21 protein-coding genes, 3 tRNA genes and 3 pseudogenes are annotated in these 25,435 nt (G+C 71.8%); 16 read left to right on the top strand and 11 right to left on the bottom strand.

Annotated features, from left to right (window positions below; translation table 11 throughout):
• Nucleotides 1-11 precede the first annotated feature (11 nt).
• Nucleotides 12-965: an anti-sigma factor RsbA family regulatory protein gene (locus ACIRDU_RS03680; protein WP_403573892.1), complete on the bottom strand. Its 954-nt coding sequence runs from the start codon at nucleotides 963-965 to the stop codon at nucleotides 12-14.
• Entirely contained in the window at nucleotides 962-1,300 is a 339-nt protein-coding gene (locus ACIRDU_RS03685) for an STAS domain-containing protein (protein WP_403575133.1), read from the bottom strand. The genes ACIRDU_RS03680 and ACIRDU_RS03685 overlap by 4 nt, the downstream gene beginning before the upstream one ends.
• Nucleotides 1,301-1,504: 204 nt before the next feature.
• On the opposite strand from ACIRDU_RS03685, the gene ACIRDU_RS03690 reads away from it, so the two are divergent.
• The 11 genes and pseudogenes from ACIRDU_RS03690 (at nucleotide 1,505) to ACIRDU_RS03740 (ending at nucleotide 10,237) form a co-directional block, all read left to right on the top strand.
• Nucleotides 1,505-2,203: an ANTAR domain-containing protein gene (locus ACIRDU_RS03690; RefSeq protein WP_403573895.1), complete on the top strand. Its 699-nt coding sequence runs from the start codon at nucleotides 1,505-1,507 to the stop codon at nucleotides 2,201-2,203.
• 100 nt (nucleotides 2,204-2,303) lie between these two features.
• Nucleotides 2,304-2,462: a hypothetical protein gene (locus ACIRDU_RS03695; RefSeq protein ID WP_403573898.1), complete on the top strand. Its 159-nt coding sequence runs from the start codon at nucleotides 2,304-2,306 to the stop codon at nucleotides 2,460-2,462.
• Nucleotides 2,463-2,526: 64 nt separating this feature from the next.
• Nucleotides 2,527-2,769 carry a DUF6411 family protein gene (locus ACIRDU_RS03700; RefSeq protein WP_031131162.1) on the top strand — a complete coding sequence of 81 codons (243 nt, stop codon included), beginning with the start codon at nucleotides 2,527-2,529 and terminating at the stop codon, nucleotides 2,767-2,769.
• A 66-nt stretch (nucleotides 2,770-2,835) separates the two neighbouring features.
• The gene (locus tag ACIRDU_RS03705) at nucleotides 2,836-3,801 is read left to right on the top strand and encodes a YihY/virulence factor BrkB family protein (protein WP_403573901.1); all 966 of its coding nucleotides are present in this window, start codon (nucleotides 2,836-2,838) and stop codon (nucleotides 3,799-3,801) included.
• A gap of 86 nt (nucleotides 3,802-3,887) precedes the next feature.
• Entirely contained in the window at nucleotides 3,888-5,750 is a 1,863-nt protein-coding gene (uppS, locus tag ACIRDU_RS03710; protein WP_403573904.1) for a polyprenyl diphosphate synthase, read from the top strand.
• Nucleotides 5,751-5,837: 87 nt separating this feature from the next.
• Nucleotides 5,838-6,017 (top strand): annotated as a pseudogene (locus ACIRDU_RS03715) (PIN domain-containing protein); the annotation flags it as partial.
• A 376-nt stretch (nucleotides 6,018-6,393) separates the two neighbouring features.
• Nucleotides 6,394-7,299: an NADP-dependent oxidoreductase gene (locus ACIRDU_RS03720; protein ID WP_403573907.1), complete on the top strand. Its 906-nt coding sequence runs from the start codon at nucleotides 6,394-6,396 to the stop codon at nucleotides 7,297-7,299.
• Nucleotides 7,300-7,363: 64 nt separating this feature from the next.
• A complete protein-coding gene (locus ACIRDU_RS03725) occupies nucleotides 7,364-8,425 on the top strand; it encodes an alkene reductase (RefSeq protein WP_403573910.1) in 1,062 nt (353 codons plus the stop codon).
• A 7-nt stretch (nucleotides 8,426-8,432) separates the two neighbouring features.
• Nucleotides 8,433-8,912, top strand: coding sequence for a MarR family winged helix-turn-helix transcriptional regulator (locus ACIRDU_RS03730; RefSeq protein WP_403573913.1), 480 nt, complete (start codon nucleotides 8,433-8,435; stop codon nucleotides 8,910-8,912).
• 612 nt (nucleotides 8,913-9,524) lie between these two features.
• Nucleotides 9,525-9,959: pseudogene (locus ACIRDU_RS03735) on the top strand (NAD(P)H-binding protein); the annotation flags it as partial.
• Nucleotides 9,960-10,075: 116 nt separating this feature from the next.
• Nucleotides 10,076-10,237 (top strand): hypothetical protein, encoded by a 162-nt coding sequence (locus ACIRDU_RS03740; protein WP_403573916.1) that lies wholly within the window; start codon nucleotides 10,076-10,078, stop codon nucleotides 10,235-10,237.
• 168 nt (nucleotides 10,238-10,405) lie between these two features.
• Here the strand turns inward: ACIRDU_RS03740 and ACIRDU_RS03745 are convergent.
• From ACIRDU_RS03745 to ACIRDU_RS03755, 3 genes are all read right to left on the bottom strand, one after another.
• Nucleotides 10,406-10,479 (bottom strand) — tRNA-Ile (locus ACIRDU_RS03745).
• 189 nt (nucleotides 10,480-10,668) lie between these two features.
• Nucleotides 10,669-10,741 (bottom strand) — tRNA-Asn (locus tag ACIRDU_RS03750).
• 5 nt (nucleotides 10,742-10,746) lie between these two features.
• A tRNA-Asn gene (locus ACIRDU_RS03755) sits at nucleotides 10,747-10,819 on the bottom strand.
• A 159-nt stretch (nucleotides 10,820-10,978) separates the two neighbouring features.
• Between ACIRDU_RS03755 and ACIRDU_RS03760 the strand changes: the two genes are divergently transcribed.
• The 4 genes from ACIRDU_RS03760 (at nucleotide 10,979) to ACIRDU_RS03775 (ending at nucleotide 16,657) form a co-directional block, all read left to right on the top strand.
• Nucleotides 10,979-11,284, top strand: coding sequence for a YtxH domain-containing protein (locus ACIRDU_RS03760; RefSeq protein WP_403573919.1), 306 nt, complete (start codon nucleotides 10,979-10,981; stop codon nucleotides 11,282-11,284).
• A 152-nt stretch (nucleotides 11,285-11,436) separates the two neighbouring features.
• Nucleotides 11,437-12,885 carry an FGGY-family carbohydrate kinase gene (locus ACIRDU_RS03765; protein ID WP_403573922.1) on the top strand — a complete coding sequence of 483 codons (1,449 nt, stop codon included), beginning with the start codon at nucleotides 11,437-11,439 and terminating at the stop codon, nucleotides 12,883-12,885.
• Nucleotides 12,886-12,995: 110 nt separating this feature from the next.
• Entirely contained in the window at nucleotides 12,996-14,729 is a 1,734-nt protein-coding gene (locus ACIRDU_RS03770) for an ABC transporter ATP-binding protein (RefSeq protein WP_403573924.1), read from the top strand.
• The gene (locus ACIRDU_RS03775) at nucleotides 14,729-16,657 is read left to right on the top strand and encodes an ABC transporter ATP-binding protein (protein WP_403573927.1); all 1,929 of its coding nucleotides are present in this window, start codon (nucleotides 14,729-14,731) and stop codon (nucleotides 16,655-16,657) included. The genes ACIRDU_RS03770 and ACIRDU_RS03775 overlap by 1 nt, the downstream gene beginning before the upstream one ends.
• 103 nt (nucleotides 16,658-16,760) lie before the next feature.
• Here ACIRDU_RS03775 and ACIRDU_RS03780 read toward each other — a convergent pair whose 3' ends face one another.
• The 5 genes from ACIRDU_RS03780 to ACIRDU_RS03800 form a co-directional block, all read right to left on the bottom strand.
• Nucleotides 16,761-18,059 carry an RNA polymerase sigma factor gene (locus tag ACIRDU_RS03780; protein ID WP_403573930.1) on the bottom strand — a complete coding sequence of 433 codons (1,299 nt, stop codon included), beginning with the start codon at nucleotides 18,057-18,059 and terminating at the stop codon, nucleotides 16,761-16,763.
• Between the two features lie 86 nt (nucleotides 18,060-18,145).
• Nucleotides 18,146-20,068 (bottom strand): DNA primase, encoded by a 1,923-nt coding sequence (gene dnaG / locus ACIRDU_RS03785; protein ID WP_403573933.1) that lies wholly within the window; start codon nucleotides 20,066-20,068, stop codon nucleotides 18,146-18,148.
• A 38-nt stretch (nucleotides 20,069-20,106) separates the two neighbouring features.
• Nucleotides 20,107-21,372 carry an NAD(P)/FAD-dependent oxidoreductase gene (locus tag ACIRDU_RS03790; protein WP_403573936.1) on the bottom strand — a complete coding sequence of 422 codons (1,266 nt, stop codon included), beginning with the start codon at nucleotides 21,370-21,372 and terminating at the stop codon, nucleotides 20,107-20,109.
• A gap of 159 nt (nucleotides 21,373-21,531) precedes the next feature.
• The gene (locus ACIRDU_RS03795) at nucleotides 21,532-22,848 is read right to left on the bottom strand and encodes a deoxyguanosinetriphosphate triphosphohydrolase (RefSeq protein WP_403573939.1); all 1,317 of its coding nucleotides are present in this window, start codon (nucleotides 22,846-22,848) and stop codon (nucleotides 21,532-21,534) included.
• A 90-nt stretch (nucleotides 22,849-22,938) separates the two neighbouring features.
• On the bottom strand, nucleotides 22,939-23,712 hold the full coding sequence (locus tag ACIRDU_RS03800; protein ID WP_403573942.1) for a sirohydrochlorin chelatase: 774 nt from the start codon (nucleotides 23,710-23,712) through the stop codon (nucleotides 22,939-22,941).
• 214 nt (nucleotides 23,713-23,926) lie between these two features.
• On the opposite strand from ACIRDU_RS03800, the pseudogene ACIRDU_RS03805 reads away from it, so the two are divergent.
• Nucleotides 23,927-24,626, top strand: a pseudogene (locus tag ACIRDU_RS03805) (vancomycin high temperature exclusion protein).
• A gap of 17 nt (nucleotides 24,627-24,643) precedes the next feature.
• On the opposite strand, the gene ACIRDU_RS03810 reads toward ACIRDU_RS03805, so the two are convergent.
• The gene (locus ACIRDU_RS03810; protein WP_403573945.1) at nucleotides 24,644-25,411 is read right to left on the bottom strand and encodes an enoyl-CoA hydratase-related protein; all 768 of its coding nucleotides are present in this window, start codon (nucleotides 25,409-25,411) and stop codon (nucleotides 24,644-24,646) included.
• Nucleotides 25,412-25,435 lie beyond the last annotated feature (24 nt).

Consider the following 25,435-nt stretch of genomic DNA (forward strand, 5'->3'; position numbering starts at 1 on the left):
TCAGCGGCCGGTCAGCGGGCGAACCAGCAGCGCACGGTCGTCCCGGTGTCGCTCCGGTGCACCCGCACCAGGTCGGCGATCAGATTGACCAGCAGCATCCCGCGCCCGCCGCGCTGGTCGCGGGGCACGGGCCGGCGTCCGGCCAGGATGTCCGCGAGCCGCCCTTCGTCGCGGACCTCGCACACCACGTACCCGTCCTCGGTCCACAGCCGCAGTACGCCCGAACCACCACCGTGCACCACGCTGTTGGTGGCGAGCTCGGCCGTGGCCAGGGCCAGGTCGTCCAGCTTCACGCCGACGAGGCCGAGCCGCGCGCCCTCCCCGACGGCCACGTGCCGGGCGTGGGAGAGCGAGTCGGAGTCGAAGGCGAACGTCACCGCATCCTCCACGGGCACCAGCGGCTCGTTGTAGCGGCTGACGACGTCCCCGGGGGCGTAGGCGGCGCTGTCCTGCTCCGTCCGGGAGCCGGGGTGGATGACGGTGGGGTGGGTGGCGTACGCGTCGGCGACCATGTGCTCGGGCAGCTGCACGACGTCGTACGGGCACAGGATGGTCGCCGTACGGCCCTGGAAGGCGGCGTTGATGAGCGCCTCGTGCTGGGCGCAGGCGGGGTACTCGCTTTCGGAGCGCCCGGCCCAGATGGGCTCGCCGATGATCCGCACCCGGCGGCCCGCGGGCTGGGCGTCGGCGAAGGCGCGCAGCACGCCGGGGATGATCCGCCCGGGGTTGCGTCCGGCGTCGCGCATGTCCAGCAGCCGCACGGCGGCAGCGTCGTCCCCGAGCGCGTCCCGGATCAGGGCGAGGTTCTTGCCGGGTACGGCGACGGCCACCGGTTCGCCGGCCTCCAGTCCGTCGCGTACGAAGGGCAGGGTGCCGTCGAGGTACTCCTCCTCGTCCCGGTAGAAGAGCGCGGGGTGGACGAAGGGGTCGAGGGGCCCGAAGGGCTCGGTCACGGCAGTGGTCATGATGTCGACACCTCGATCCCCGCCTGGCCGGGCCACAGCAGGTCCAGCGTGCGCCGCAGGGCGGGCGGCGGCCGGCGCACGACGAACCGCCGGCCGTTTCGGAGCTGCCCGGCGGCGGCAGCGAGCGCACCCACTCCCGCGACGTCGACGAACGTCACGTCGGACAGCTCAAGGTAATACACATCCTCATCCTCGCGAACAGCCTGTTCGAGCACGCCTTCCCAGATCGCACGTGTCGTCAGGCCGACCTCACCCGCCGCCCGGACGCCCTGCTGCCCGGCCAGCGGGAACACCGCCAGGCCCGGCGCAGGATCGCGAGGGCCGGTCGCCGACATCTGCTGCCGAGTGTTCAAGCCCCTCTCCCCACGCTTGTGGACCAACAGCGCTCTTACCCGTCCGGGACGAGCTCATTCCCCCGAAGCGTGTGTAGTACGCCGTACGGCGGGCAAGCGCACGTCACACCGACGTCCACGGGGGCGAGTGACGTCGTGCAGTCCGGCGAGACGATCACGACCGACGAGGACCGACAAGGCGGTGACATGACCTCAGCGGCATCACCACATCTCACAGGAGGGCTGGACACCCTGGTCATCTGTGGCCGCGTCGACGCGGACCGCGCCGAGCTCACCCCGCGGGGTGAGCTCGTTCACGGCTGCGCGGACATCCTGGGCAGAACGCTGGCCGGTCTCCCGGCCACCGTCACGCGGGTCGACCTGGACATGGGGGGCGTGCACTTCATGGACACGGCCGGCCTGCAGTTCCTGGACGTGCTGGCCGACCACGGCCGGCAGCGGTTCATGACGGTGACGGCGACGAACTGGAACGGCCAGCCGCGCCGGATCCTGGAGCTGGCGGGCCTGGACACGACCGACCCGCTGACCGGCCTGGACGCCACCGGCCCGGTCTCCGCGGTGACGCCGGACGCCCCGGCCGCCTCCGCGGTCGCCCTGGAACGCGCGGAGTGCCTGCACGTCCTTCAGGAGGAGGTCGACCAGCTGCGCCAGGCCATCGCCTCCCGCCCGGTCATCGACCAGGCCCGGGGCATCCTCATGGCCACCCACGGCTGCACCTCCGACGAGGCGTGGCACATCCTGCGGGAGACGTCGCAACTGTCGAACACGAAGTTGCGGGACGTCGCCGCTGCGGTGACGGCGAGTGCGGAAGCGGACGGCCCACCGCCGTCGGCCGAGCTGCGCACGGCGTTGCAGAAGGCTGTCGCGAGGCGCCGCCGGGGTTGAGGAGCCAGGGGCTTCCGTTTTCGCCGGAGGCCCAGGGGTCCCGGCCCGAAAGGGGTACCCGGCAGCCGTCAGCCGTCAGCGCCGCACAAGGAGGTGCACGATGAGCGACCACACCCCGTCACAGGCCGAAGGCGACCGCGACGACGAGCAGGACACGACCCCGCGCCCCACCCCGTCCCAGGCGGAGGGCGACCGGGACGACGCGAGCGCTCAGGGCGAAGGCGACGGAACGGAAGGCGGCGCCGACACCGGTTCCTAGGAGGCCACATGGAGGCGACGCGACGGGGCACCCGTACCTCCCCCACCACTCGAAGGAGTTGCTCGTGATCGTCGCAGTCGTCATAGCCGGATGCGTGCTCCTGGCCGTCCTGGCCTTCCTCGTCCCCCGTCTGTCGCGTCACCCCGAGCGCGGCACCCAGCGTTCGCTCGGCGCCGGCGCCCGGGCCGGCGGCAAGGCACCCGGTGTCCTGGGCAGGCTCTTCAGCAAGCCCTTCCACTCGAGTTCCCGCGCGGTGAGCCGCAGCGGCTCGGCCGGGCGCCGCACGCGCGGCCGCATGCCCTTCTGACCCACGCGGCCGGGTCGCCCGGCATGCTGGTCCGGTACGCAGGGCAGGCAGAAGGAGACCTTCTCGATGGGTACCGCTGTGCATGTCCCGCAGACGCGGGACATGATCGGGGAGGAACTCTCCGGGGACGAGGCGTTCACCGCGCTGCGGCGCTACGGGGGCCGCCGGCTGCTCGTCGACGCGTTCACCCGGTTCCGCTACGCCGACGGATTCAGCAGCTCCCGCTCCCTCGCCTTTCAGGTGGTCCTCGGCATGGTGCCGTTCACCATCGCCCTGGTCGGTGTGGCCACCACCGTGCACACGGAGAGCGTGGGGCGGATCATCGAACTCACCCTCGGCCGGATCGTGCCCGGCGCCAGCGCGGACCTGGTCGAGGACGCCCTGGACGGCACCGCGCGCAGCGCCGGTTCCGGCGTCTGGGGCGCCGTCGCCATGTGGCTGGGCCTGGCCTTCGCCGTCCTCAACCTGGCCTCCGCTATGGCCCAGGTCGAACGGGGCGCCAACCGCATCTACGGCATCGAACGCGACCGGCCCTTCCTGGCCAAGTACGGCCGTTCCCTGCTGCTCGCCCTGGCCGCGGGCATGCCGATGGTCCTGGGGTTCCTGGTGCTCGTGGCCGGTGACGCCGTCGGCAGCGCGGTCGTGCAGGCCCTGGGCTGGTCCCGTACCTGGCTCGACTGGTGGGGTCCTCTCGACGTGCCGCTGGGCGTGGTGCTCGCCTGGGTCGCCTCGTCGGTCATCTTCCGCTGGGCGCCCCGCCGGGACCAACCGGGCTACACCTGGCTGGCGTTCGGCTCCGCGGTCCATCTGGTGCTGTGGATCACGGCCACCTGGCTGCTGGCGCTCTACGTCGCCAAGAGCGGCTCCTTCGGCGCCGTCTACGGACCGCTGACGGCCTTCGTCGCCCTGCTGCTGTGGGCCAACCTGACGGGTGTGGCCCTGTTCCTCGGCATCGCGTTCGCCGCTCAGCTCGAGGCGGCCCGGGCCGGCATCACCGAGGCCGTGCGGCCGGACCCGGGGCCGGGGCCGTGAGGCACCCGGAGCGGGCAGGGGCGGATCGCTGACGCGCGCCCTGCCCCTGTGATCACCGCGCACAACCAGGACGTATCGTCCTCGGTGTGAGCGATGTGCCTCCCGCGACCACCGCACCGGCAGACCGAGAAACGACCTCCGAACCCGCCGGACCGCCGGTGACCGGCGACGACCCGGTCCTGCGGGCGGCCTACCGACTGTGCCGGCGCCGGACGAAGGACCAGGACCCGGCGGAGTACGCGCTGATCCAGCTGGTGCCCGCCGCCCTGCGCCCGGCGCTCCACGCCCTGTGGGCGGCCGCCAACGCCCTCGACGACCTGGGCGACGACCGCACCGCGCCCGCCGCCGAGCGGGCCGCCCGGGTCGAGGCCTGGATCACCGCCCTGCACCGCGAACTGCCCACCGGCTCCAGCCCGGACCCGGTCCGCCACGCCCTGGTGGACACCGCGAACCGCTGGGGTCTGGACCTGACCGAGCTGCGGGACGCCATGGCCCAGGTGCAGGACGACACCCGCGGCAGGCACTTCGCCGACTGGGCGCAGTGGCGCACCTGGGGCCGGGACAACCTCCTGCCCTGGTTCGGCCAGGTCCGCACCGTCTTCGACCGGGCCGGTGTCCCTGTGGCGCTGCGTCTGGACACCCGGGAGACCTACGAGGAGTTCCTCGACGGCGTCCGGCTCACCGACATCCTCACCGACCTGTCCGCCGACCTCGCCCAGGGCGACCTGCTGCTGCCCGCCGAGGCCCTCGACCTCCACCCCGGGTCCGCCGCCGACCTGGCGCAGCGCCGCTGGAGCCCCGCCGTCGCCGCCCTGGTCACGCACCTGACCGCTCTGGCCCGCCGGTGGGTGACCCAGGAGACACTCACCCGCGGCATGCACCCCGGCGCCGCCACGGTGCTGCACACGATGGCCGCCCTGCTGCACGCCCAGCTCGACGCCGTCGACGCCGCCGGCCCGGCTCTCCTCCACACCCCGCCCCGGCCCGCTCTCCTCACCCGGCTCCGCATCCTCGCCCCCGCCCGGACGCGCGCGGCCCTGGCCTGGAGCCTGACCCCGCTGACGGTGCCGCCACGGCATCTCACCGGCCCCCACGGATCACCGGCCCCCGCACCGCCGGCACCCACGAACGGTTTGCGGCCGCCGCCGCCCCATCCCAGCGGCGAGCAGCCCCCTCGGATCCCGCCCGGCCGGCTGCCCACCCACGTCGCCGTGATCATGGACGGCAACGGCCGCTGGGCCCAGCAGCGCGGCCTGCCCCGGCACGAGGGCCACCGCGCCGGTGCCGACGCCGTCCGCGAGGTGGTCCACGGCGCGCTGGAGATCGGCCTGCGTCATCTGACGCTCTACACCTTCTCCACCGAGAACTGGCACCGCGACCCGGAGGAGGTCGACGCGATCCTCGGCCTGCTGCGCGACGAACTGGCCGAGAACCCCTTCCGTGACCTCGACGTCCGGCTGCGCTGGCACGGCCGCGCGGGGCGCCTGCCCCCGGATCTGGTCGACGTCCTGCACCTGCGGGAGCGCACCACCCGCGCCCGCAGCGGCCTGACGCTGACGATGTGCATCGACTACGGCGGCCGGGACGAGCTCACCCGCACGGCCGCCGCCCTGGCCGGCCGGGCGCGGGCCGGCCATCTGGAGCCCGGCCTGATCGCCGAGGACGACTTCGCACGCCATCTGCCCCTGGTGGACATGCCGGACGTGGACCTGCTCTGGCGCACCGGCGGCGAACAGCGCGTCTCGAACTTCCTCCCCTGGCACACGGCCTACGCCGAGCTGCACTTCACCCCGGGCCTCTGGCCCGACGCCGACCGCCGCGATCTCTGGCAGGCGATCTCCGCCTACACCCACCGCCAGCGCCGCCACGGTTCGACCCCGGCCGTCCCTGCCGACGGACCGTCAGCAGCCCGCCGTCCGACAGCTCCTGCCGCGGGGCCGGGTGAGTGAACCGGGTGCGCCGCCCGGGAGCGGCACCGTCGTTCGCCCGCTCTCGCGAGTAGTTGGCTCCGCGCCGGCCTTCCTGATGGGGGCACAAGAACATCGCAGGCATGGCTCACGGCCAAGGGCGAGCACCGCAGCGCGGGCACCGTCGACTTGCTGGTCGCCGCCGCCGCGGAAGAGGCGGGGCTGACCCTGCTTCACTACGACCGCGACTTCGAGACGATCGCCCGTACGACCGGACAGCCCGTGCGGATGATCGATCTCAAGGACTGATCAAGACCACCACGACCCCGGCAGGGTCGAACGGCTGAGCCTCCTGCGCCGTTCTCGCGGTCAGACGTGTCCATCAGTGTCAGCCCTGTGCGGTGCTTGTCGTTCTGCTCCTGTCCTTGTGGCCCCTCAATGGCCCCTGGGGTCGCGGGCCGGCCGGCCCGGACGTCCAAGCCTCCAGCAGAGGCAGCCCTCGGCTGTGGAAGGCGCGCTCCGGCGGAGCGCCTCCCGCTCCGACCGCCGCCCCGAGGAGACCGATGCGACCGCGGCCGATCTCGCGCAGCCCGAGCGAGATAAATACTTGGCTAGCCACATGTTTGCTGTTACGTTGATTATGTGTCCAGCCACCTAAATGGGTGGCGACACGAGAGGAGTCGTCATGAGAGCCGTCCTGTTCGACCGTTTCGGAGGCCCGGAAGTGCTGCACGAGGCGGACATCGAGGTCCCGCGGCCCGGCCCCGGGCAGATCCGCGTCCGCGTCAAGGCGGCCGGGCTGAACGCGCTGGACGGCAAGATCCGCTCCGGGGCACTGGAGGCCGTCTTCCCCACGCCGCTCCCCTCCGTCCCCGGTCACGAGCTCGCCGGCGTGGTGGACGCCCTCGGCGAGGGCGTGCAGGACGTGCAGGTCGGCGACGAGGTGCTGGGCTGGTCGGACACCGGCTCGTACGCCCAGTACGCGCTGGCCACCACCGTGGCTCCCAAGCCCGCCGGCCTCGACTGGCAGCACGCGGTCGCGCTGCCGGTGGCCGCCGAGACGGCCGAGCGGGTCCTGGACCTGCTCGGCGTCACCGCCGGGGAGACCGTGCTGATGCACGGCGCGGCCGGAGCGGTCGGCACCCTGGCGGTCCAGCTCGCCACGGCCCGCGGAGCACGCGTCATCGCCACCGCCGGCCCCGCCAACCAGGACCACCTCACCTCGCTCGGCGCCACCGCGACCCTCTACGGCGAGGGTCTGGTCGAACGGGTCCGGACGCTCGCCCCCGACGGCGTGGACGCGGTGTTCGACCTGGCCGGCAAGGGAGCCCTCGAGGACTCCATCACCCTGCGCGGCGGCACCGAGCGCATCGTCACCATCGCCGACTTCCGCGCGCACCAGCTCGGCATCACCTTCTCCAGCGGTGGCCAGGAACGCTCGGCCGCCCGCCTGGCCGCGCTGGCGCGGGACGCCGCGACCGGCAAGCTCGTCACCACCGTCACCGCCTACCCGCTCGACCAGGCCGCCAAGGCCCAGCAGATCAGCGACGCCGGGCATGTCCGGGGCAAGCTCGTCCTCACCCTCGACTGATCACGCCCGCCATTCCCTCCTGTTCCGATCGTCACCTGGCCATCACCGCACCGAAGGACCACTCATGCTGAACGCCCTCTGGACGCCGACCACCGTCGGTGACATCTCCCTCCCGCACCGCCTGGTCATGGCCCCCATGACCCGCGACCGCTCCACACCCGAAGGCGTACCGACCGAGCTGAATGCCGAGTACTACGCCCAGCGGGCCTCGCACGCGCTCATCATCACCGAGGGCACCCAGCCCTCCACCGACGGCCAGGGCTACCTCCTCACCCCCGGCATCCACAATGACGAGCAGATCGCCGGGTGGCGCAAGGTCACCGACGCCGTGCACGCGGCCGACGGCCGGATCGTCATCCAGCTGATGCACACCGGACGCATCTCCCACCCTGACAACACCCCTCACGGCCGTCAGCCGGTCGCCCCATCGGCGATCCAGCCCCAGGGCGCGATGTTCACCGCATCCGGGCCCCAGGAGATGCCGACGCCCCGTGCGCTGTCGACGCAGGAGGTCGTGGCGACCGTCGACGACTTCCGCCGCGCCGCAGCGGCCGCCGTCGCGGCAGGCGCCGACGGCGTGGAGATCCACGGCGCCAACGGCTACCTGGTGCACCAGTTCCTCGCCGACAACACCAACCAGCGCACCGACCGCTACGGCGGCTCCATCGACAACCGCATCCGCTTCGCCGTCGAGGTCGCCGCTGCCGTGGCCGACGAGATCGGCGCCGACCGCACCGGCCTGCGCATCTCCCCCGGCAACCCCTACAACGACATCGCCGAGTCCGACACCGCCGAGCTGTATCCGGCGCTCCTGCGCGCCCTCAGCCCGATCGGCCTCGCCTACCTCCACATCCTCCACGCGGGCGACGAGGAGCTGCTGGGCACCCTGCGCGCGCTGTGGCCGACCACGCTGATCCTCAACCGGGCCGGCACCGACCTGCCCACCCGCGCCAAGGACGTCGACAACGGCACGGCCGACCTTGTCTCCGTCGGTGCCCTCGCGCTCGCCAACCCGGACCTGGTCGAGCGGCTACGCTCTGACGCGCCGCTGAACACCCCCGACCCGGCGACCTTCTACGGCGGCGGAGTGGCCGGCTACACCGACTACCCCACCCACACCGTCTGAGGAACCGATGCCCGCCCCCACACACCGCACCCCCTCCACGGCCGGCGAGGGGCCGATGAGCTACGCGATCTTCCAGCTCGCCCGCGCTCACCGCGCCCGCGCCGCCGCCATGCTCCGCGAGATGGACCTGCATCCCGGACAGGAACTGCTGCTGATGCAACTCCTCGACCGGGACGGCCAGACCCAGTCCGAACTGCTCGAAAGCGTCGGCCTGGACCACTCCACCGTCTCCAAGTCCCTGCGCCGCATGCAGGACGCCGGCCTGCTCGTGCGCGAGTCGGCCGAACACGACCGGCGCGTCATGGTCGTCCACCTCACCGACAAGGGCCGTGCCATGCGCGAGCCCATCGCTGCCATGTGGCGGGCCCTGGAGGAGACCTCCACGCGGGACCTGTCGGCGCAGCAGGCGGAGTCCTTCGTCCGTATCGCCTACGCCATCACCGACGCGATCAACAGCCGTGGTGTTGCGGCGGGAGAGTCCGAGTAACTCCCCTCGGCCCGCACCCGGTTCCGGCCCGGGGGGCGAATCGTTTCCGGCGTTCCCGCGAAGGCGACAGTGCCGCAGCGCATTCGGCCCATGAAGGCCCATGCTGAACGGAGCCAGGCTCCCCTACTGCCGGAAGAAGTCCCGGCGAGCCGAGCCGGCGGATGCGGCGGAACCCGCCCGTTCACTCCCGTACCACGGGGAGACCGGGGTGAACGGGCCTCAGTGTGAGGGGCAAGCGCGAGCTGTCCCGGTGGAGGCAGGACGGAACTCCTCCGGGGCCAGGGCGACACCCGCGGGGCCTGCGAGCCCTTCCCCGTCGCCGTCCGGCCCGCGTGAAGGTCGGCCGCATCACCCGCGTCCGGGCCGCCTTCGCCCCCCGGCGAGCTCCTGCAGGCCGCCGGTGACCCGCGCCGCGGATCCGCCCACCACAGGCCAGTCCCCTGAGCGGTCCGGGCCGACGGCGCCCGCCTCCCGCGACCACCAGTGCCCCGCCCGCCCAATCCCCCCTCACCACCACTGACCTGATGGAAAGTGAGACCCCCATGACCACCACCCTCCCCGTCCTCGTCGTCGGCGCGACACATGCTCGACCTCGACTCGCTCGTCGCCGCCATGAACGGCGCCGATGCCGTCATCACCACCGCTGCCGGCTACACCCGCGGCGGCAAGAACGCGCACGACATCGACACCGTCGGCAACGCCAACCTCGCCGAGGCCGCCCACCGCACCGGCATCCGGCGGTTCGCCCTGACCAGCATCCTCACCAGCGACCAGACGCCCCAGGTCCCGCACTTCTGGCACAAGAAGCTCGCCGAGGACAAGCTCGAACAGCTCGGCGTCCCGTTCGTCGCACTGCGGCCGGGGGCCTTCCTCGACCAGATCGCGACCATGGCGGGCAACCCGATCGACAAGGGCCGCCTGGCGTGGATCGGCAAGACCACCGTCCCGCTGACCTTCGTCCACACCTCCGACCTCGCGGCGTACCTGGCGGCCGCCGTCGACGCCGGGGCGGACGACGGTGAGCGCATCGACATCGGCTGGGACCGTCCGGTCAGCATGCGCGGGATGGCCGACCTGATGGGCAACCGGGCCGGAAAGGAGATCAAGGTACGGCCGTCCCCTCCGTCGTCGCCCGCGCCGCAGGAGCCGCCGCCGGACGCTTCATGCCCCTGGTCAAGGACATGGCCGCGATGTTCAGCTGGTTCGACAGCGGACGCTACGTCGCCGACCCCCGCCGCCAGGAGCAGCTGTTCGGCCCCGCCCCCACCGCCGAGGACGTCCTCGGCCGGTACACCGACGGGCTGGGCACGGCGCAGCACCGGTGACCAGCCCGCATGTCGGTCCGGCCGCCCGGGCGGGGCCCAACCGGTGAGTGGGGGGAACCGCTCTGGCATCGGCCGAACTCGCGAGCAGCGGATTCAGTCCGTTCAAGCGAAGTTGACGCTCCGGCACCCAAAAAAAGAACGTTTCCGCAGGTCACAGACCTGCACAGGTGGGGCGGGTGGGACTCGAACCCACGGCCGACGGATTATGAGTCCGCTGCTCTAACCGGCTGAGCTACCGCCCCATAGCGGCGTGTCGCGTACATGTGTGCGCGCCGTCTGCCGCAGCATAGCCGCTCATACGATCTCCTGCTTCGGCTGGGCGGCTTCGCACGGCCTACGTGACCTTGAGGACTGCACCGGGTGCCGCGCGGTTCCCGGGACAGCGGAACGGACACGAAAAAGGACCCCTGAGAGGGGTCCTTTTCGGCTTGCTCCCCCGACTGGACTCGAACCAGTAACCTGCCGGTTAACAGCCGGCTGCTCTGCCAATTGAGCTACGGAGGACCGAGCTCCCCGGACTGGACTCGAACCAGTAACCTGCCGGTTAACAGCCGGCTGCTCTGCCAATTGAGCTACCGAGGAAGGTCTCGTTTGCATCGAACGCACCTACCTGGGTATCCGCCAGGGGGCGCGCGTTCGCTGCGACACATACATTAGCGCAAGCAGGGGGGTGCTTTGCCAATCGGTACTCCCCGGCACCGACGCCGCATCGGAGACCTACGCAAGGAAAGGGTGGCCGCCATGCGTTACCGGCTCACGTTCGTCGCCGGAGTCGTCCTGGGTTACGTGCTGGGCACGAGGGCCGGGCGCGAGCGCTACGAGCAGCTGAAGAAGTCAGCTCGGCAGTTCGCTCAGAACCCCGCCGTACGCAACACCGCGGAGAGCGCGGCCCACCAGGGCCGTGAGTTCGCGGGCAAGGCGTACCACGTGGTGAGCGACAAGGTCGGCGACCGAGTCCCCGACTCGGTGGCGGACCGGGTCCGTCACCTCCGCGACCGAGCCACCCACAACGGCGGCGAGGACGACTGGGGCACGAGCAACACGTAACAGTTGTTTCTCGCATCGGGTACGGCCACGTCCCTCAGGGGGCGCGGGGAACGGCGCGACCAGCCACGACGAACTCCGCACCCTTCCACCGGCGCCAAGATCCACGGCGCCCACGGCTCAACCCGAGCGGAGCGTGCGGCAGAATTTCGGCCATGGGGATAGTCGCCGGGTTGGACAGTTCGCCCGATTTCACTCGTATCGTCGTCTGTGACACGGACTCCGGAGCCGTGCTCAGGCAGGGATATGCGCCGCATCCGGTGGAGAGCCCCGAGGGCGGCGGCCGGCCGTCGGACGTCGATCCGCAGGCCTGGCTGCTCTCCCTGGGCGAGGCCGCGGGCGGCGGGCTGCTGGAGGGTGTGCAGGCGATCGGCGTCTCGGCGCAGCAGAACGCCGTCGTGCCGCTGGACGCGCAGGGCAACACCGTGCGGCCGGCGATGGTCGGCGGCGACAAGCGGACGCAGGTCGCCGCGGCCGATCTGGTCGACGCGCTCGGCGGGCGCGAGGCGTGGGCGCAGGCGGTGGGCTGTGTGCCGCAGGCCGCGCAGCCCATCACGAAACTGCGCTGGATGGCCCGGACCGAGCCGGAGAACGCGCGGCGCACCGCGATCCTCCTCCAGGCGCACGACTGGCTGGTGTGGCAGCTGCTGGGCCGGCCGGTCAGGAGGACCACCGACCGGGGCGGGGCGTCCGGCACCGGCTACTGGTCGGCGGCGACCGGCGCCTACCGGCCCGACCTCGTCGAGCTGGCGCTCGGGCACCAGGTGATGCTGCCGGAGGTGATCGGCCCGGCGGACGCGGCCGGTACGACGCCGGAGGGGCTGCTGATCTCCGTGGGGACCGGCGAGACCATGGCGGCGGCGTTCGGGCTGGGCATCGGCCTCGGGGACGCGGTGGTGTCGCTGGGCGCGTCCGGGTCCGTGATGGCCGTGCACCCCGAGGCGCTGGTCGACGGGTCGGGGATGATCACCGCGCTGGCGGACGCGACCGGCATGCACCTGCCCGTCGTCACCACGCTGAACGCCGTGAGGACGCTGCGCGGGGCCGCCGAACTGCTGGGGCTGCCCGATCTGGAGAGCCTGTCCGACCTGGCGATGAAGTCGACGCCCGGGTCGCACGGGCTGGTGCTGCTGCCCTATCTGGAGGGTGAGCGGACACCGAATCTGCCGCACACCGCCGGGACCCTGGCCGGGCTGCGGCGCGAGTCGATGAAGGCGGAGCATCTGGCGCGGGCCGCGTTCGAGGGGATGCTGTGCGGGCTCGCGGACGCGCTGGACGTGCTGCGCGCCCGGGGTGTGGAGGTGCGGCGGGTGTTCCTGCTCGGGCCGGCCGCCGAACTGCCCGCCGTGCAGGCGGCGGCGCCCATGCTGTTCGGGACGCAGGTCGTGGTGCCGCAGCCGGCTGACTACGCGGCGATCGGCGCCGCCCGCCAGGCGGCCTGGGCGCTCGGGACGTCCCAGGGCATGCTCGACGTGCGCAATCCGCCGGCCTGGCAGGGCGCGGTGGCGCAGGTGCTGGAGCCCGGGGACGAGCTGGCCGTGGGACAGGCGGTGCGGCAGCAGTTCGTGGCGGTGCGGGAGCAGACGCACCCCGGGGCCCTCTGACCTTTGACCGCCTGTTGGGTTAATTCGGTTGAGGTAACGCGGGTGGAGTGTTCGACGATAGGGGCCAGGGGCAACCACTCGCCCCCGTCGCCCACTCCGAGAGAAGCAGCGTGCTCATACGACTTCTGCGGACCTATCTCAGGCCCTACAAGAGACCCATCACCCTGCTGGTGCTGCTCCAGTTCCTGCAGACCTGCGCCACGCTCTACCTGCCCACGCTGAACGCGGACATCATCGACCGGGGTGTCGTGAACGGCGACACGGCCTACATCCTGGGCTACGGCGGCCTGATGATCGGCATCTCGCTGGTCCAGGTCGTGTGCAACATCGGCGCCGTGTACTACGGCGCCCGTACGGCGTCGGCGCTCGGGCGGGACGTGCGCGGTGCCGTGTTCGACCGGGTGCAGTCGTTCTCCGCGCGTGAGGTGGGTCACTTCGGGGCCCCGTCGCTGATCACCCGCACGACGAACGACGTCCAGCAGGTGCAGATGCTGGCGCTGATGACGTTCACGCTGCTGGTGTCGGCGCCGATCATGTGCGTGGGCGGCATCGTGCTGGCGCTCGGTCTCGATGCGCCGCTGTCCGGCGTGCTGGTGGCGGTCGTCCCGGTGCTGGGCATCTGCGTGACGCTGATCGTGCGACGGCTGCGGCCGCTGTTCCGGTCGATGCAGGAGCGGCTGGACTCGGTGAACCGGGTGCTGCGCGAGCAGATCACCGGCAACCGCGTGATCCGGGCCTTCGTCCGGGACGAGTACGAGCAGCAGCGCTTCCGGAAGGCCAACACCGATCTCACGGACTTCGCGCTGGGCACCGGCAACCTGCTCGCGCTGATGTTCCCGATCGTCATGACGGTGGTGAACCTGTCGTCGATCGCCGTGGTGTGGTTCGGTGCGCACCGCATCGACAGCGGCGGGATGCAGATCGGTGATCTGACGGCGTTCCTGGCCTATCTGATGCAGATCGTCATGTCCGTGATGATGGCCACCTTCATGTTCATGATGGTGCCGCGCGCGGAGGTGTGCGCCGAGCGCATCCAGGAGGTGCTGGACACCTCCTCGAGCGTGGTGCCGCCGTCGGCGCCGGTGCGGGAGCTGCGCCGGCACGGGCATCTGGAGATCCGCGGGGCGGGCTTCCGCTACCCGGGTGCCGAGGAGCCGGTGCTGCGGGCCGTGGACCTGGTGGCCCGGCCGGGTGAGACGACCGCCGTCATCGGCTCGACCGGCAGCGGCAAATCCACCCTGCTCGGGCTGGTCCCGCGGCTGTTCGACGCGACCGACGGGCAGGTGCTCGTCGACGGGGTCGAGGTCGCGGAGATCGACCCGAAGCTGCTGGCCAAGACGGTCGGGATGGTGCCGCAGAAGCCGTATCTGTTCGCGGGGACCGTGGCGACCAACCTGCGCTACGGCAATCCCGACGCCACCGACGAGGAGTTGTGGCACGCGCTGGAGGTGGCACAGGCCAAGGACTTCGTGGAGCGGCTGGAGGGCGGTCTCGACTCGCCGATCGCGCAGGGCGGGACGAACGTCTCCGGTGGTCAGCGCCAGCGGCTCGCGATTGCCCGGACGCTGGTGCAGCGGCCCGAGATCTACCTCTTCGACGACTCCTTCTCCGCGCTCGACTACGCCACCGACGCCGCGCTGCGGGCCGCGCTGTCCCAGGAGACCGCCGAGGCGACCGTGGTGATCGTGGCCCAGCGGGTGTCGACCATCCGGGACGCCGACCGGATCGTGGTCCTCGACGAGGGCCGGGTCGTCGGCACCGGACGGCATCACGAGCTGATGGCGGACAACGAGACCTACCGGGAGATCGTGCTCTCCCAGCTCACGGAAGCGGAGGCTGCCTGATGGCGGGGCCCATGGGGCGGATGATGGCCGGGGGCGGCCCCGACCAGCGCTCGCTGGACTTCAAGGGATCGGGCAAACGGCTCGTCGCGCGGTTCCGGCCCGAGCGCGTGACCATCTGCGTGCTGCTGCTGTGCGTGGTGCTCAGCGTCGGCCTCAACGTCGTCGGGCCGAAGATCCTCGGCAAGGCCACCGACCTGGTCTTCGCGGGCATCATCGGGCGCGGCATGCCCGAGGGGGCGTCCAAGGACCAGGTCCTGGAGCAGATGCGGCAGCGCGGGGAGGGCGACGAAGCCGACATGCTGCGCAGCACCGACTTCACCCCGGGCGAGGGCATCGACTTCACGGCCGTCGGACATGTGCTGCTGCTCGCGCTGGGTGTGTTCACGGTGGCCGGGCTGCTGATGGCGGTGGCGACGCGGCTGGTGAACCGGGCCGTGAACCGGACCATGTTCCGGATGCGCGAGGACGTGCAGACGAAGCTGTCGCGGCTGCCGCTGTCGTACTTCGACCAGCGCCGGCGCGGCGAGGTGCTGTCCCGGGCGACCAACGACATCGACAACATCGGGCAGACCCTCCAGCAGTCGATGGGGCAGCTCATCAACTCGGTGCTGACCATCATCGGCGTGCTCGCGATGATGTTCTACGTCTCCTGGATCCTGGCGCTGGTCGCGCTGGTGACCGTGCCGCTGTCGTTCGTCGTGGCCACGCGGGTCGGCAAGCGGTCGCAGCCGCACTTCGTGCAGCAGTGGCGTACGACCGGCAAGCTCAACGCGCACATCGAGGAGATGTACACCGGGCACGCCCTGGTGAAGGTGTTCGGGCGGCAGGAGGAGTCGGCGCGGCAGTTCTCCGAGGAGAACGACGCGCTGTACGAGGCGGGGTTCAAGGCGCAGTTCAACAGCGGGGTGATGCAGCCGCTGATGATGTTCGTGTCGAACCTCAACTACGTGCTGGTGGCGGTCGTCGGCGGGCTGCGGGTCGCCTCCGGCTCGCTGTCGATCGGTGATGTGCAGGCGTTCATCCAGTACTCGCGGCAGTTCTCCATGCCGCTGACGCAGGTGGCGTCGATGGCGAACCTGGTGCAGTCGGGTGTGGCGTCGGCGGAGCGGGTCTTCGAACTGCTCGACGCGGAGGAGCAGGGCGCCGACCCGGTGCCGGGCGTGCGGCCCGAGGAACTGCGCGGGCAGGTGGCGCTGGAGCACGTGTCGTTCCGCTACGACCCGGACAAGCCACTCATCGAGGACCTGTCGCTGAAGGTGGAGCCCGGGCAGACGGTCGCCATCGTCGGCCCGACGGGCGCCGGCAAGACGACGCTGGTGAACCTCTTGATGCGGTTCTACGACGTCACCGGCGGACGCATCACCCTCGACGGGGTCGACATCGCGCGGATGTCCCGGGACGAACTGCGGGCCGGAATCGGCATGGTGCTCCAGGACACCTGGCTGTTCGGCGGCACGATCGCGGAGAACATCGCGTACGGCGCGTCCCGGAAGGTGACCCGGGGCGAGATCGAGGAGGCGGCCCGGGCGGCGCACGCGGACCGGTTCATCCGGACGCTGCCGGACGGGTACGACACGGTGATCGACGACGAGGGGACGGGGGTCAGCGCGGGTGAGAAGCAGCTCATCACCATCGCCCGGGCGTTCCTGTCCGACCCGGTGATCCTGGTGCTGGACGAGGCGACCAGCTCCGTCGACACCCGCACGGAGGTGCTGATCCAGAAGGCGATGGCCAAACTGGCGCACGGGCGCACGTCGTTCGTCATCGCCCACCGGTTGTCGACGATCCGGGACGCGGACACGATCCTGGTCATGGAGAACGGGTCGATCGTGGAGCAGGGGACGCACGAGGAGCTGCTGGCCGGGGACGGTGCCTACGCGCGGCTGTACCAGGCCCAGTTCGCGCAGGCGGTGGCCGAGGTCGACTGAGTCGCGTTCGGGGGTGCCAAGTGGTGTCGTGGGGCGGCTGCGGGCCCGGTGGGGGCTGGTCGCGCAGTTCCCCGCGCCCCTTGGTACGTGCGGCTGACGCCCTTCACTCCAGATAGCCCCTCAGCTGGTCCGCAAAGGCGTGATCCCGCAGTTTGTTGAGGGTCTTCGACTCGATCTGACGGATGCGTTCCCTCGTGACGCCGAAGATCCTGCCGATCTCCTCCAGCGTGCGCGGGCGGCCGTCGGCCAGGCCGTACCGCAGCTGGACCACCTTCCGCTCCCGCTCCCCCAGGGTCGACAGGACCGCTTCCAGGTGCTCCCTCAGCAGGAGGAACGCGGCCGACTCGACGGGGCTGGCGGCGTCGCCGTCCTCGATGAGGTCGCCGAGGGCGACATCGTCCTCCTCGCCGACGGGCGCGTGCAGCGACACCGGTTCCTGGGCCAGGCGCAGGACCTCGCTGACCCGCTCCGGCGCCAGGTCCAGATGGGCCGCGACCTCCTCGGGCGTCGGCTCGTACCCCCGCTCCTGGAGCATCCGGCGCTGGACGCGGACGACCCGGTTGATGAGCTCCACGACGTGGACCGGGACCCGTATCGTGCGGGCCTGGTCGGCCAGGGCGCGGGACATGGCCTGGCGGATCCACCAGGTGGCGTACGTCGAGAACTTGTAGCCGCGGGCGTAGTCGAACTTCTCCACGGCCCGGATGAGGCCGAGGTTGCCCTCCTGGACGAGGTCGAGCATGGTCAGGCCGCGGCCGACGTACCGCTTGGCGACGGACACCACCAGCCGCAGGTTCGCCTCGATCAGACGGCGCTTGGCCATCCGGCCCATGACGACGAGCCGGTCCAGGTCGAGGGCGAGCTGGCTGTCCAGGTCGGGGGTGAGCCGCAGCTTCTCCTCGGCGAACAGGCCGGCCTCGACGCGGCGGGCGAGTTCGACCTCCTCGGCGGCGGTGAGCAGGGGGATGCGGCCGATCTCCCGCAGGTACTGGCGGAACAGGTCCGAGGAGGGGCCGCCGGTCTCGGTGCGGACCGGCGGGGGTTCGGCGGCTTCGGGGGGCTCGGCCGTCTCGATGACCTCGGCGGGCGGTTCCTCCGGCTCCGGTTCCGACTCGGGGTGGTGCGCGACGCGGCTCTGCGCCGGGACCGCGGACAGGGCGTCGGCCTCCGCGTCCGGGGCGGTGCCGCCGGCGCCGGGGGCAGCACCGACGTCGGTCTGGGTGAGGGTCTGGGTCTGCACGGGGGCGACCTCCAGGATGATCGCTGCCAAGGAGTACGGCAGCGGTACTTCGGGGACGGAATCGACGGCCTCGCCGCTTTCCGTCCCGTACGCGATGAGCGGAACCGCGGGGGTCTGGGACCCGTCGGTGACGGGTCGGCCGCGCTCCGAGGACTCAGGCACCGGAACCCAGTGTGGGGTAAGACACATCGTTGCCACGAGGGGCGTGCGATGACTTTTTGCTTCCGGTCCGTGACCGCGCGGTGACCTCAGAGTGCGGCGGCGCCGTGCTCCCGGAGGGTCTGGTCGTACTGCTGGAGGACCCACAGTTCGTTCTGCACGGCGGCCAGCTCGGCCGGGTCGCCGTGGGTGCCGAGGCGGGTGAGGCGGCCCGTGATGTCGCGGATGCGGCGCTCCACGGCCCTGCGGCGAACCGTGACCAACTGGGCGCCCGCGTACACCTCGTCGACGCCCTTCACACCCTTGTGCAGCATGATCGCCTCGACGGCGAGCTCCGTCACCATCGCGCGGACCGCGTCGTCCGGGGCGGCCTCGCGGACCTTGACCAGGTAGTCCTGGGGGTCCGCGACGCCCAGTTCGGCGCCGCCCGCGTCCTGGATGGCCTGGCGGACGGCGGCGTAGGGCGGGGCGGTGAACTCGTCGATGCCGTACGCGTCGAAGGCCGGGGAGACCAACTCGGGTCGCTGGAGGGCGAGTTTGAGCAGCTCCCGCTCGGTGGCGAAGACGGGGTTGCGGAGGTTGAGGGCCGGGCCGCGGGGGGCGGCGGGCTGGGGCGGGCCGGCGTACCGCTGCTGTCCCTGGTGGTGCCGCTCCGGGGTGGGACCCTTGCCGCCGCGGTCGCGGGCCCAGCGGGCCAGCTGGGCCACGCGCTTGACCACGAACTGGGTGTCGAGGATGCCGAGCATGCCGGCGAGCTGGACGGCGACCTCGTGCTGGGCGCCGCTGTTCTTGATGCGGGCGACGATCGGGGCGGCCTCGTCCAGCGCCGCCGCGCGGCCCGCCGGCGTGTCGAGGTCGTAGCGGTCCACGATCTGGCGCAGGGCGAACTCGAAGAGCGGGGTGCGGGGTTCGACGAGGTCGGCGACGGCCTCGTCGCCCTTGGCGAGGCGCAGGTCGCAGGGGTCCATGCCGTCCGGGGCGATGGCGATGTACGTCTCGGCGGCGAACTTCTGGTCGTCCTCGAAGGCGCGCAGGGCCGCCTTCTGGCCTGCGGCGTCGCCGTCGAAGGTGAAGATGACCCGGGCCGAGCCGTTGTCCATCAGCAGCCGGCGGAGGATCTTGATGTGGTCCCCGCCGAAGGCGGTGCCGCAGGTGGCGATGGCGGTCGTCACACCGGCGAGGTGGCAGGCCATGACGTCCGTGTAGCCCTCGACGACGACCGCGCGGGAGGCCTTGGCGATGTCCTTCTTCGCCAGGTCGATGCCGTAGAGGACCTGGGACTTCTTGTAGATCGCCGTGTCGGGCGTGTTGAGGTACTTGGGGCCGTTGTCCGCCTCGTAGAGCTTGCGGGCGCCGAAGCCGACGACGTCGCCGCCGATGTCGCGGATGGGCCACATCAGCCGGCCGCGGAAGCGGTCGATGGGGCCGCGGCGGCCCTCCTGGGAGAGGCCGGAGAGGATCAGCTCCTTGTCGGTGAAGCCCTTGCCGCGCAGATAGCGCGTGAGGTGGTCCCACCCCTGGGGGCTGTAGCCGACGGAGAAGTGCTGGGCGGCGGCCTGGTCGAAGCCGCGCTCGGCGAGGAACTGGCGGCCGGTGTCGGCCTCCGGGCTGGTGGCGAGCTGTTCCCCGTACCAGTCGGCGGCGATCTTGTGGGCCTCGACCAGCCGGATCCGCTCGCCGCGCTGGTGGGAGGGGTTGTACCCGCCCTCCTCGTAGCGCAGGGTGATGCCCGCCTGGCCGGCCAGGCGCTCGACCGCCTCCGAGAAGGAGAGGTGGTCGATCTTCATCACGAACGTGATGGTGTCGCCGCCCTCCTGGCAGCCGAAGCAGTGGAAGAACCCCTTGCTCGGGCTGACCTGGAAGGAGGGCGACTTCTCGTCGTGGAACGGGCAGAGACCCTTCAGGTTTCCGCCGCCCGCGTTGCGCAGCTGGAGGTACTCGGACACCACGGCGTCGATCGGGACCGCGTCCCGTACCGCCTTCACGTCCTCGTCGTTGATCCGTCCTGCCACGCGTGAATTCTACGGTGGTGGACCGACAGTCCTGACGCCTATGAGGCGAGGCTGTCCAGCGGCACGTGCGGGTCCGCCAGCGACTCCGTGTTCACCTGGGCCCTGGACCGGATCAGGCGCTGGATCTTGTCTGTGACGTCCCACACATTCACGTTCATCCCGGCCAGCACCCGGCCGTCCTTCACCCAGAACGCGATGAACTCGCGCTTCCCGGCGTCGCCGCGGATCACCACCTGGTCGTAGCTGCCCGCGGGCGCCCAGCCGGAGTACTCCATGCCCAGGTCGTACTGGTCGGAGAAGAAGTAGGGCACGCGGTCGTACGTCACGTCGCGGCCCAGCATGGAGCGCGCGGCCGCCGGGCCGCCGTTGAGGGCGTTGGCCCAGTGCTCGACGCGCACGCGCGTGCCGAAGAGCGTGTGCGGGAAGGAGACGACGTCCCCGGCCGCGTAGACGTCCGGGTCGGAGGTGCGCAGCCGCTCGTCGACGACGATGCCGCCGCCGTCGGCGCGGTCGGCGATCTCCAGCCCCGCCGCCTCCGCCAGGTGGGTACGCGGGGCCGCGCCGATCGCCGCCAGCACGTCGTGCGCCGGGTGCTCCTCGCCGTCGTCCGCGCGGGCGGCGAGGACCATGCCGTCCTGGCCGACGATCTCCGTCAGCCGCCTGCCGAAGTGGAAGCGCACCCCGTGCTCACGGTGCAGCTCGGCGAAGAGCCCGCCGAGCTCCGGGCCCAGCACGCCGTGCAGCGGCGTCGGCCCGTGCTCGACGACCGTGACCTCCGCGCCGTACTCGCGGGCCGCCGCCGCCACCTCCAGGCCGATCCAGCCGGCTCCCGCGATGACCAGGTGGCCGTTGTCCCGGCCGAGGTTGGTCAGGACGTGCTTGAGGCGCTCGGCGTGGGCGAGGCGGCGCAGGTGGTGCACGCCCGCCAGGTCCGTGCCCGGGATGTCGAGGCGGCGGGGCTCGGCGCCGGTCGCCAGGAGCAGCTTGTCGTAGCGGACAACGGTGCCGTCCTCGCCGAAGCGGACCGTCTTCGCCGTACGGTCGATCGCGTCGACGGTCTGGCCGAGGTGCAGCTCGATGTCGTTGCGCGCGTACCAGGCGGGCTCGTGCACGAAGACGCTGTCGCGGTCCTCCTTGCCGAGGAGGAAGCCCTTGGACAGGGGCGGACGCTCGTAGGGGTGGTCGCGTTCGTCGCAGATCAGTATCACCCGGCCGGTGAAGCCCTCCGCGCGGAGCGTCTCGGCCGCCTTGGCGCCGGCCAGTCCGCCTCCGACGATGACGAATGTCTGATCCGCGTCGACCACTTGATGCCTCCTACGGGGGTCCGGGGGTGTCTCCCCGGAAAACACAGCGGGTGTCGCCACTTGCGAGCGTCCCGCACGGAGCGTGATGCGGGAAGAGGGAGTGACCCGATCAGGCCACGGAGGGTCACATTCGGGGGTGCTCGGGTCCCACCTGTCGCGTCAGTCTCGCCCCCGCCCCGTCAGACGGGCGTGAAGCGAACGGGCGGAGGTGTCGGTGAGGGAGGCGATCTGGTCGACGATCACCCGCTTGCGCGCCCGGTCGTCCGCCGCCCGGTCGAACAGGGCGCGGAACTGCGGGTCCAGGCCGTCCGGGGCGCGGGCGGTGAGCGCCTCGGCCAGTTCGGCGACGACGATCCGCTGGTCGGCGCGCAGCCGCTCCTGCTCGGCTCGCTGCATGACGTACAGGTCGGCGACCGCCTTGAGGACGGCGCACTCCATCCGGGTCTCGCGCGGGACGACCAGTTCGGCGGCGTACCGGGTGAGCCGCCCGGCCCCTCCCTCAGTGCCTGAACGGCCCGGGTGGTACCCCCACGCGGAGCGGGTGGCGGTCTCGGCGGCCAGGCAGAAGCGGCCGATGAGCTGGCTGGTGGCGTCCTTGAGCCGGGCCTGGGCGACGGCGGTGCCGTCGTAGCCGTGCGGCCACCACTCCTGGGCGAGCAGCCGGTCCAGGGCCTCGGCGAGCTCGGCGGGGTCGGTGTCGGCGGGGACGTACCTGCCGAGGGCGACCCGGAAGACGTCCCGGCGTTCGGGGTCGGCGTGCAGGCAGTTCGGGTCGATGTGGCCGGCGTGCAGGCCGTCCTCCACGTCGTGCACCGAGTAGGCCACGTCGTCGGACCAGTCCATGACCTGCGCCTCGAAGCAGGTGCGGGTGCCGGGGGCGTCCTTGCGGAGCCAGTCGAAGACCGGGCGGTCGTCGTCGTAGACACCGAACTTGTTCGAGGCCGGGTCGGTGGGGTGGGCGCCGCGGGGCCAGGGGTACTTGGTGGCGGCGTCGAGGGCGGCGCGGGTGAGGTTGAGGCCGACGGAGCCCTCCGGGGTGAACCGTTTGGGTTCGATGCGGGTGAGGAGTCTGAGGGACTGGGCGTTGCCCTCGAAGCCGCCGCAGTCGGCCGCGAACTCGTTGAGGGCCTGTTCGCCGTTGTGGCCGAAGGGCGGGTGGCCCAGGTCGTGCGAGAGGCAGGCGGCTTCCACGAGGTCCGGGTCGCAGCCGAGGGCCGCGCCCAGCTCGCGGCCGACCTGGGCGCATTCGAGGGAGTGGGTCAGGCGGGTGCGGGGGCTGGCGTCCCAGGCGGGGCCCCGGGTGCCGGGCGTCACCACTTGGGTTTTGCCGGCGAGCCTTCTCAGGGCGGCGCTGTGCAGGACCCGGGCCCGGTCGCGTTGGAAGGCGGTGCGGCCGGGGCGTTTGTCTGGTTCGGGGGCCCAGCGGTCGACTGACGCCGGGTCGTAGGCCGTGGGGTGTTGTGCGGTGCCGTCCATGTGACGACAGTAAGCGCGTCTGCGTGTGCCGGGCTCTGTTCTCTGGCGGGTGCGGGTTGTTTCGGGCTGGTCGCGCGGTTCCCGCCCCCTTTACGCCGATGCCAGTGCTGGTTCCTCGAAAGCCCGGGTCGTCAGTGCTTCCTCGTAGCGGTGCAGGAGGAGCTGGGCCATGGCGGGGTGGGTGCCCAGGGGGGCCGCCGCCGTCCAGGGGGCCTTCTGGGCGCACTCCGTGGCGAAGCGGCCCGGGGCCGTGAAGTAGGAAGCGAGGGCGATGTGGCGGCGGCCCCGTGCCAGGAGGGTGCGGACGGCCTCCTGGACCGTGGGGGTCGCCGCCGAGGCGTAGGCCGGGATGACCGGGACGCCGAGGCGGGCCGCCAGGAGGTGGGCCGTGCGGGCGGTGTCCGTCTTCGCGTCCGGGTCGCGGGAGCCCGCCGCTGCGAGGACCACCGCGCTGGTGCGTCGGGGGGTGGCGCCCCAGCCGGCCTCCGACAGGCGGGCCTGGAGGGCGTCCACCAGCAGGGGGTGGGGGCCCAGGGGGGCCGCCAGGTGGGTGCGGGCCGGGGAGGCCGCGGCCATCTCGGGGATGTCCTGCTTGACGTGGTAGCCGCGGCTGAGGAGGAGCGGGACGAGGACGGCCTCCCTGTCTCCGAGGGCGGCGAGCGTGTCGGGGAGCAGGGGGGCGTTGAGCTCGATGTGGCCCAGGTGCACCGGCACGTCGGGGCGCAGGGCCCGGACCCGGTCGAGGAGCGCGCTCACGGTGCTCAGCGCGCGGGGGTCGCGGCTGCCGTGGGCCACCACCACGAGGGCGGGCGGCGCCGGGCGGCGCGTGGCGGGCGGCGGGACGAGGCTGAGCTGACTGGGCATGCACCGATGGTCGCGGCGCCACGTTGCCTTCCCGTTGCATGGGCGTCACGGGTGTTTTCCAGCGGTTCACGATGCGGGACAGGGGGTGTGTGAGGAGGCTTGACCTGCGGTTTCCATGAATCGAGTGAACCTGGTCACGCGGCTGCGGATGAACCGGACGGCCCGGGCGGACGTCCCTGACTGTCGAGGAGCCGACCTGGGGAGGGACCGTCCGATGCGTCGTGTGACGTTGCGCGGACCGCGGCTGCCGCGTACCCGGCGGGGGCAGCGGAGGCTGGTGCAGGCCGTGATGGCCGGGTGCGTGCTCGCGCTGCTTCCCGCGACCTGGATGTACACGGTGGCGGGTGACCGGCTGCGTACGGCGGCGGATGTGCCGCGTACCGATGTGGCCGTGGTGTTCGGTGCCGGGCTGTGGGACGGGGAGCCCTCGCCGTATCTCGCGCACCGGCTGGACGCGGCGGCGCAGCTGTACCGGCAGGGGCGGGTGGAGGTGGTGCTCGTCACCGGGGGACAACAGCCGAGCGGACTACGACGAGCCGGACGCGATGCGCGGGTACCTGACGCGGCACGGGGTGCCCGACGGGCGGATCGTCAGCGACTACGCCGGGTTCGACACCTGGGACTCCTGCGTGCGCGCGAAGAAGATCTTCGGGGTGGACGAGGCCGTGCTGATCAGCCAGGGCTTCCACATCCGGCGGGCGGTGGCGCTGTGCGAGGCGGCGGGGGTCACCTCGTACGGGGTCGGGGTGGACGCGGTGCACGACGCGACCTGGTACTACGGGGGTGCCCGGGAGATCCTCGCCGCCGGGAAGGCAGCGCTGGACGCGGTGTTCCGGCCGGATCCGCGGTTCCTCGGGCCGCGGGAGCCGGGGGTGGAGAGGGCCTTGGCGACAGCCGAAGACCCTCTCGGTTGACCGGGCCGGCGTCAGCGTCAGCGCCCGTGGAAGCGCGGCGGGCGCTTCTCCAGGAACGCCGTCATCCCCTCCTTCTGGTCGTCGGTGGCGAACAGGGCGTGGAAGACGCGGCGTTCGAAGCGGACGCCGTCGCGCAGGCCGGTTTCGAGGGCCCGGTCGACGCACTCGCGGGCCGCCCTGACCGCCGCGCTGCCGTAGGAGGCGATCGTCGCCGCCGCTTCGAGGGCCTCGGGCAGGACCCGGTCGTCGGGGACCACGCGGGAGACGAGACCGCAGCGTCCAGCCTCCTGTGCGTCCATGGTGCGGCCGGTGAGGACCAGGTCCATCGCCTTCGCCCGGCCGACGAGACGGGTCAGCCGCTGGGTGCCGCCGATGCCGGGGATCACGCCCAGCTTGATCTCGGGCTGGCCGAAGACCGCCGACTCCCCCGCGACGACCAGATCGCACATCATCGCCAGCTCGCAACCGCCGCCGAGTGCCGGCCCGTTGACGGCAGCGATCTTCGGGGTGCGGAGGTCGGCGAACTCCTCCCAGGCGGCGAAGTAGTCCTCGGCCGCCATGTCGACGGCCGACTTCCCGGCCATCTCCCTGATGTCGGCGCCCGCCGCGAAGACCGTCTCCGAGCCGGTGACGACGAAGCAGCCGGTTCCGGAGTCCCCGTCCAACGGGCGCAGCACGTCGAGGAGTTCGGTGAGGAGCTCACTGCTGAGCGCGTTGCGGACGTGCGGTCGGTGCAGGCGTACGGTCACCACACGGCCGTGCCGTTCGACCTTCAGATGGTTCATCTGCCTTCTCCTTCCGAGAGATCA

Origin of the sequence: Streptomyces sp. NPDC093598 (assembly GCF_044764825.1) — a bacterium.
Taxonomy (GTDB): domain Bacteria; phylum Actinomycetota; class Actinomycetes; order Streptomycetales; family Streptomycetaceae; genus Streptomyces.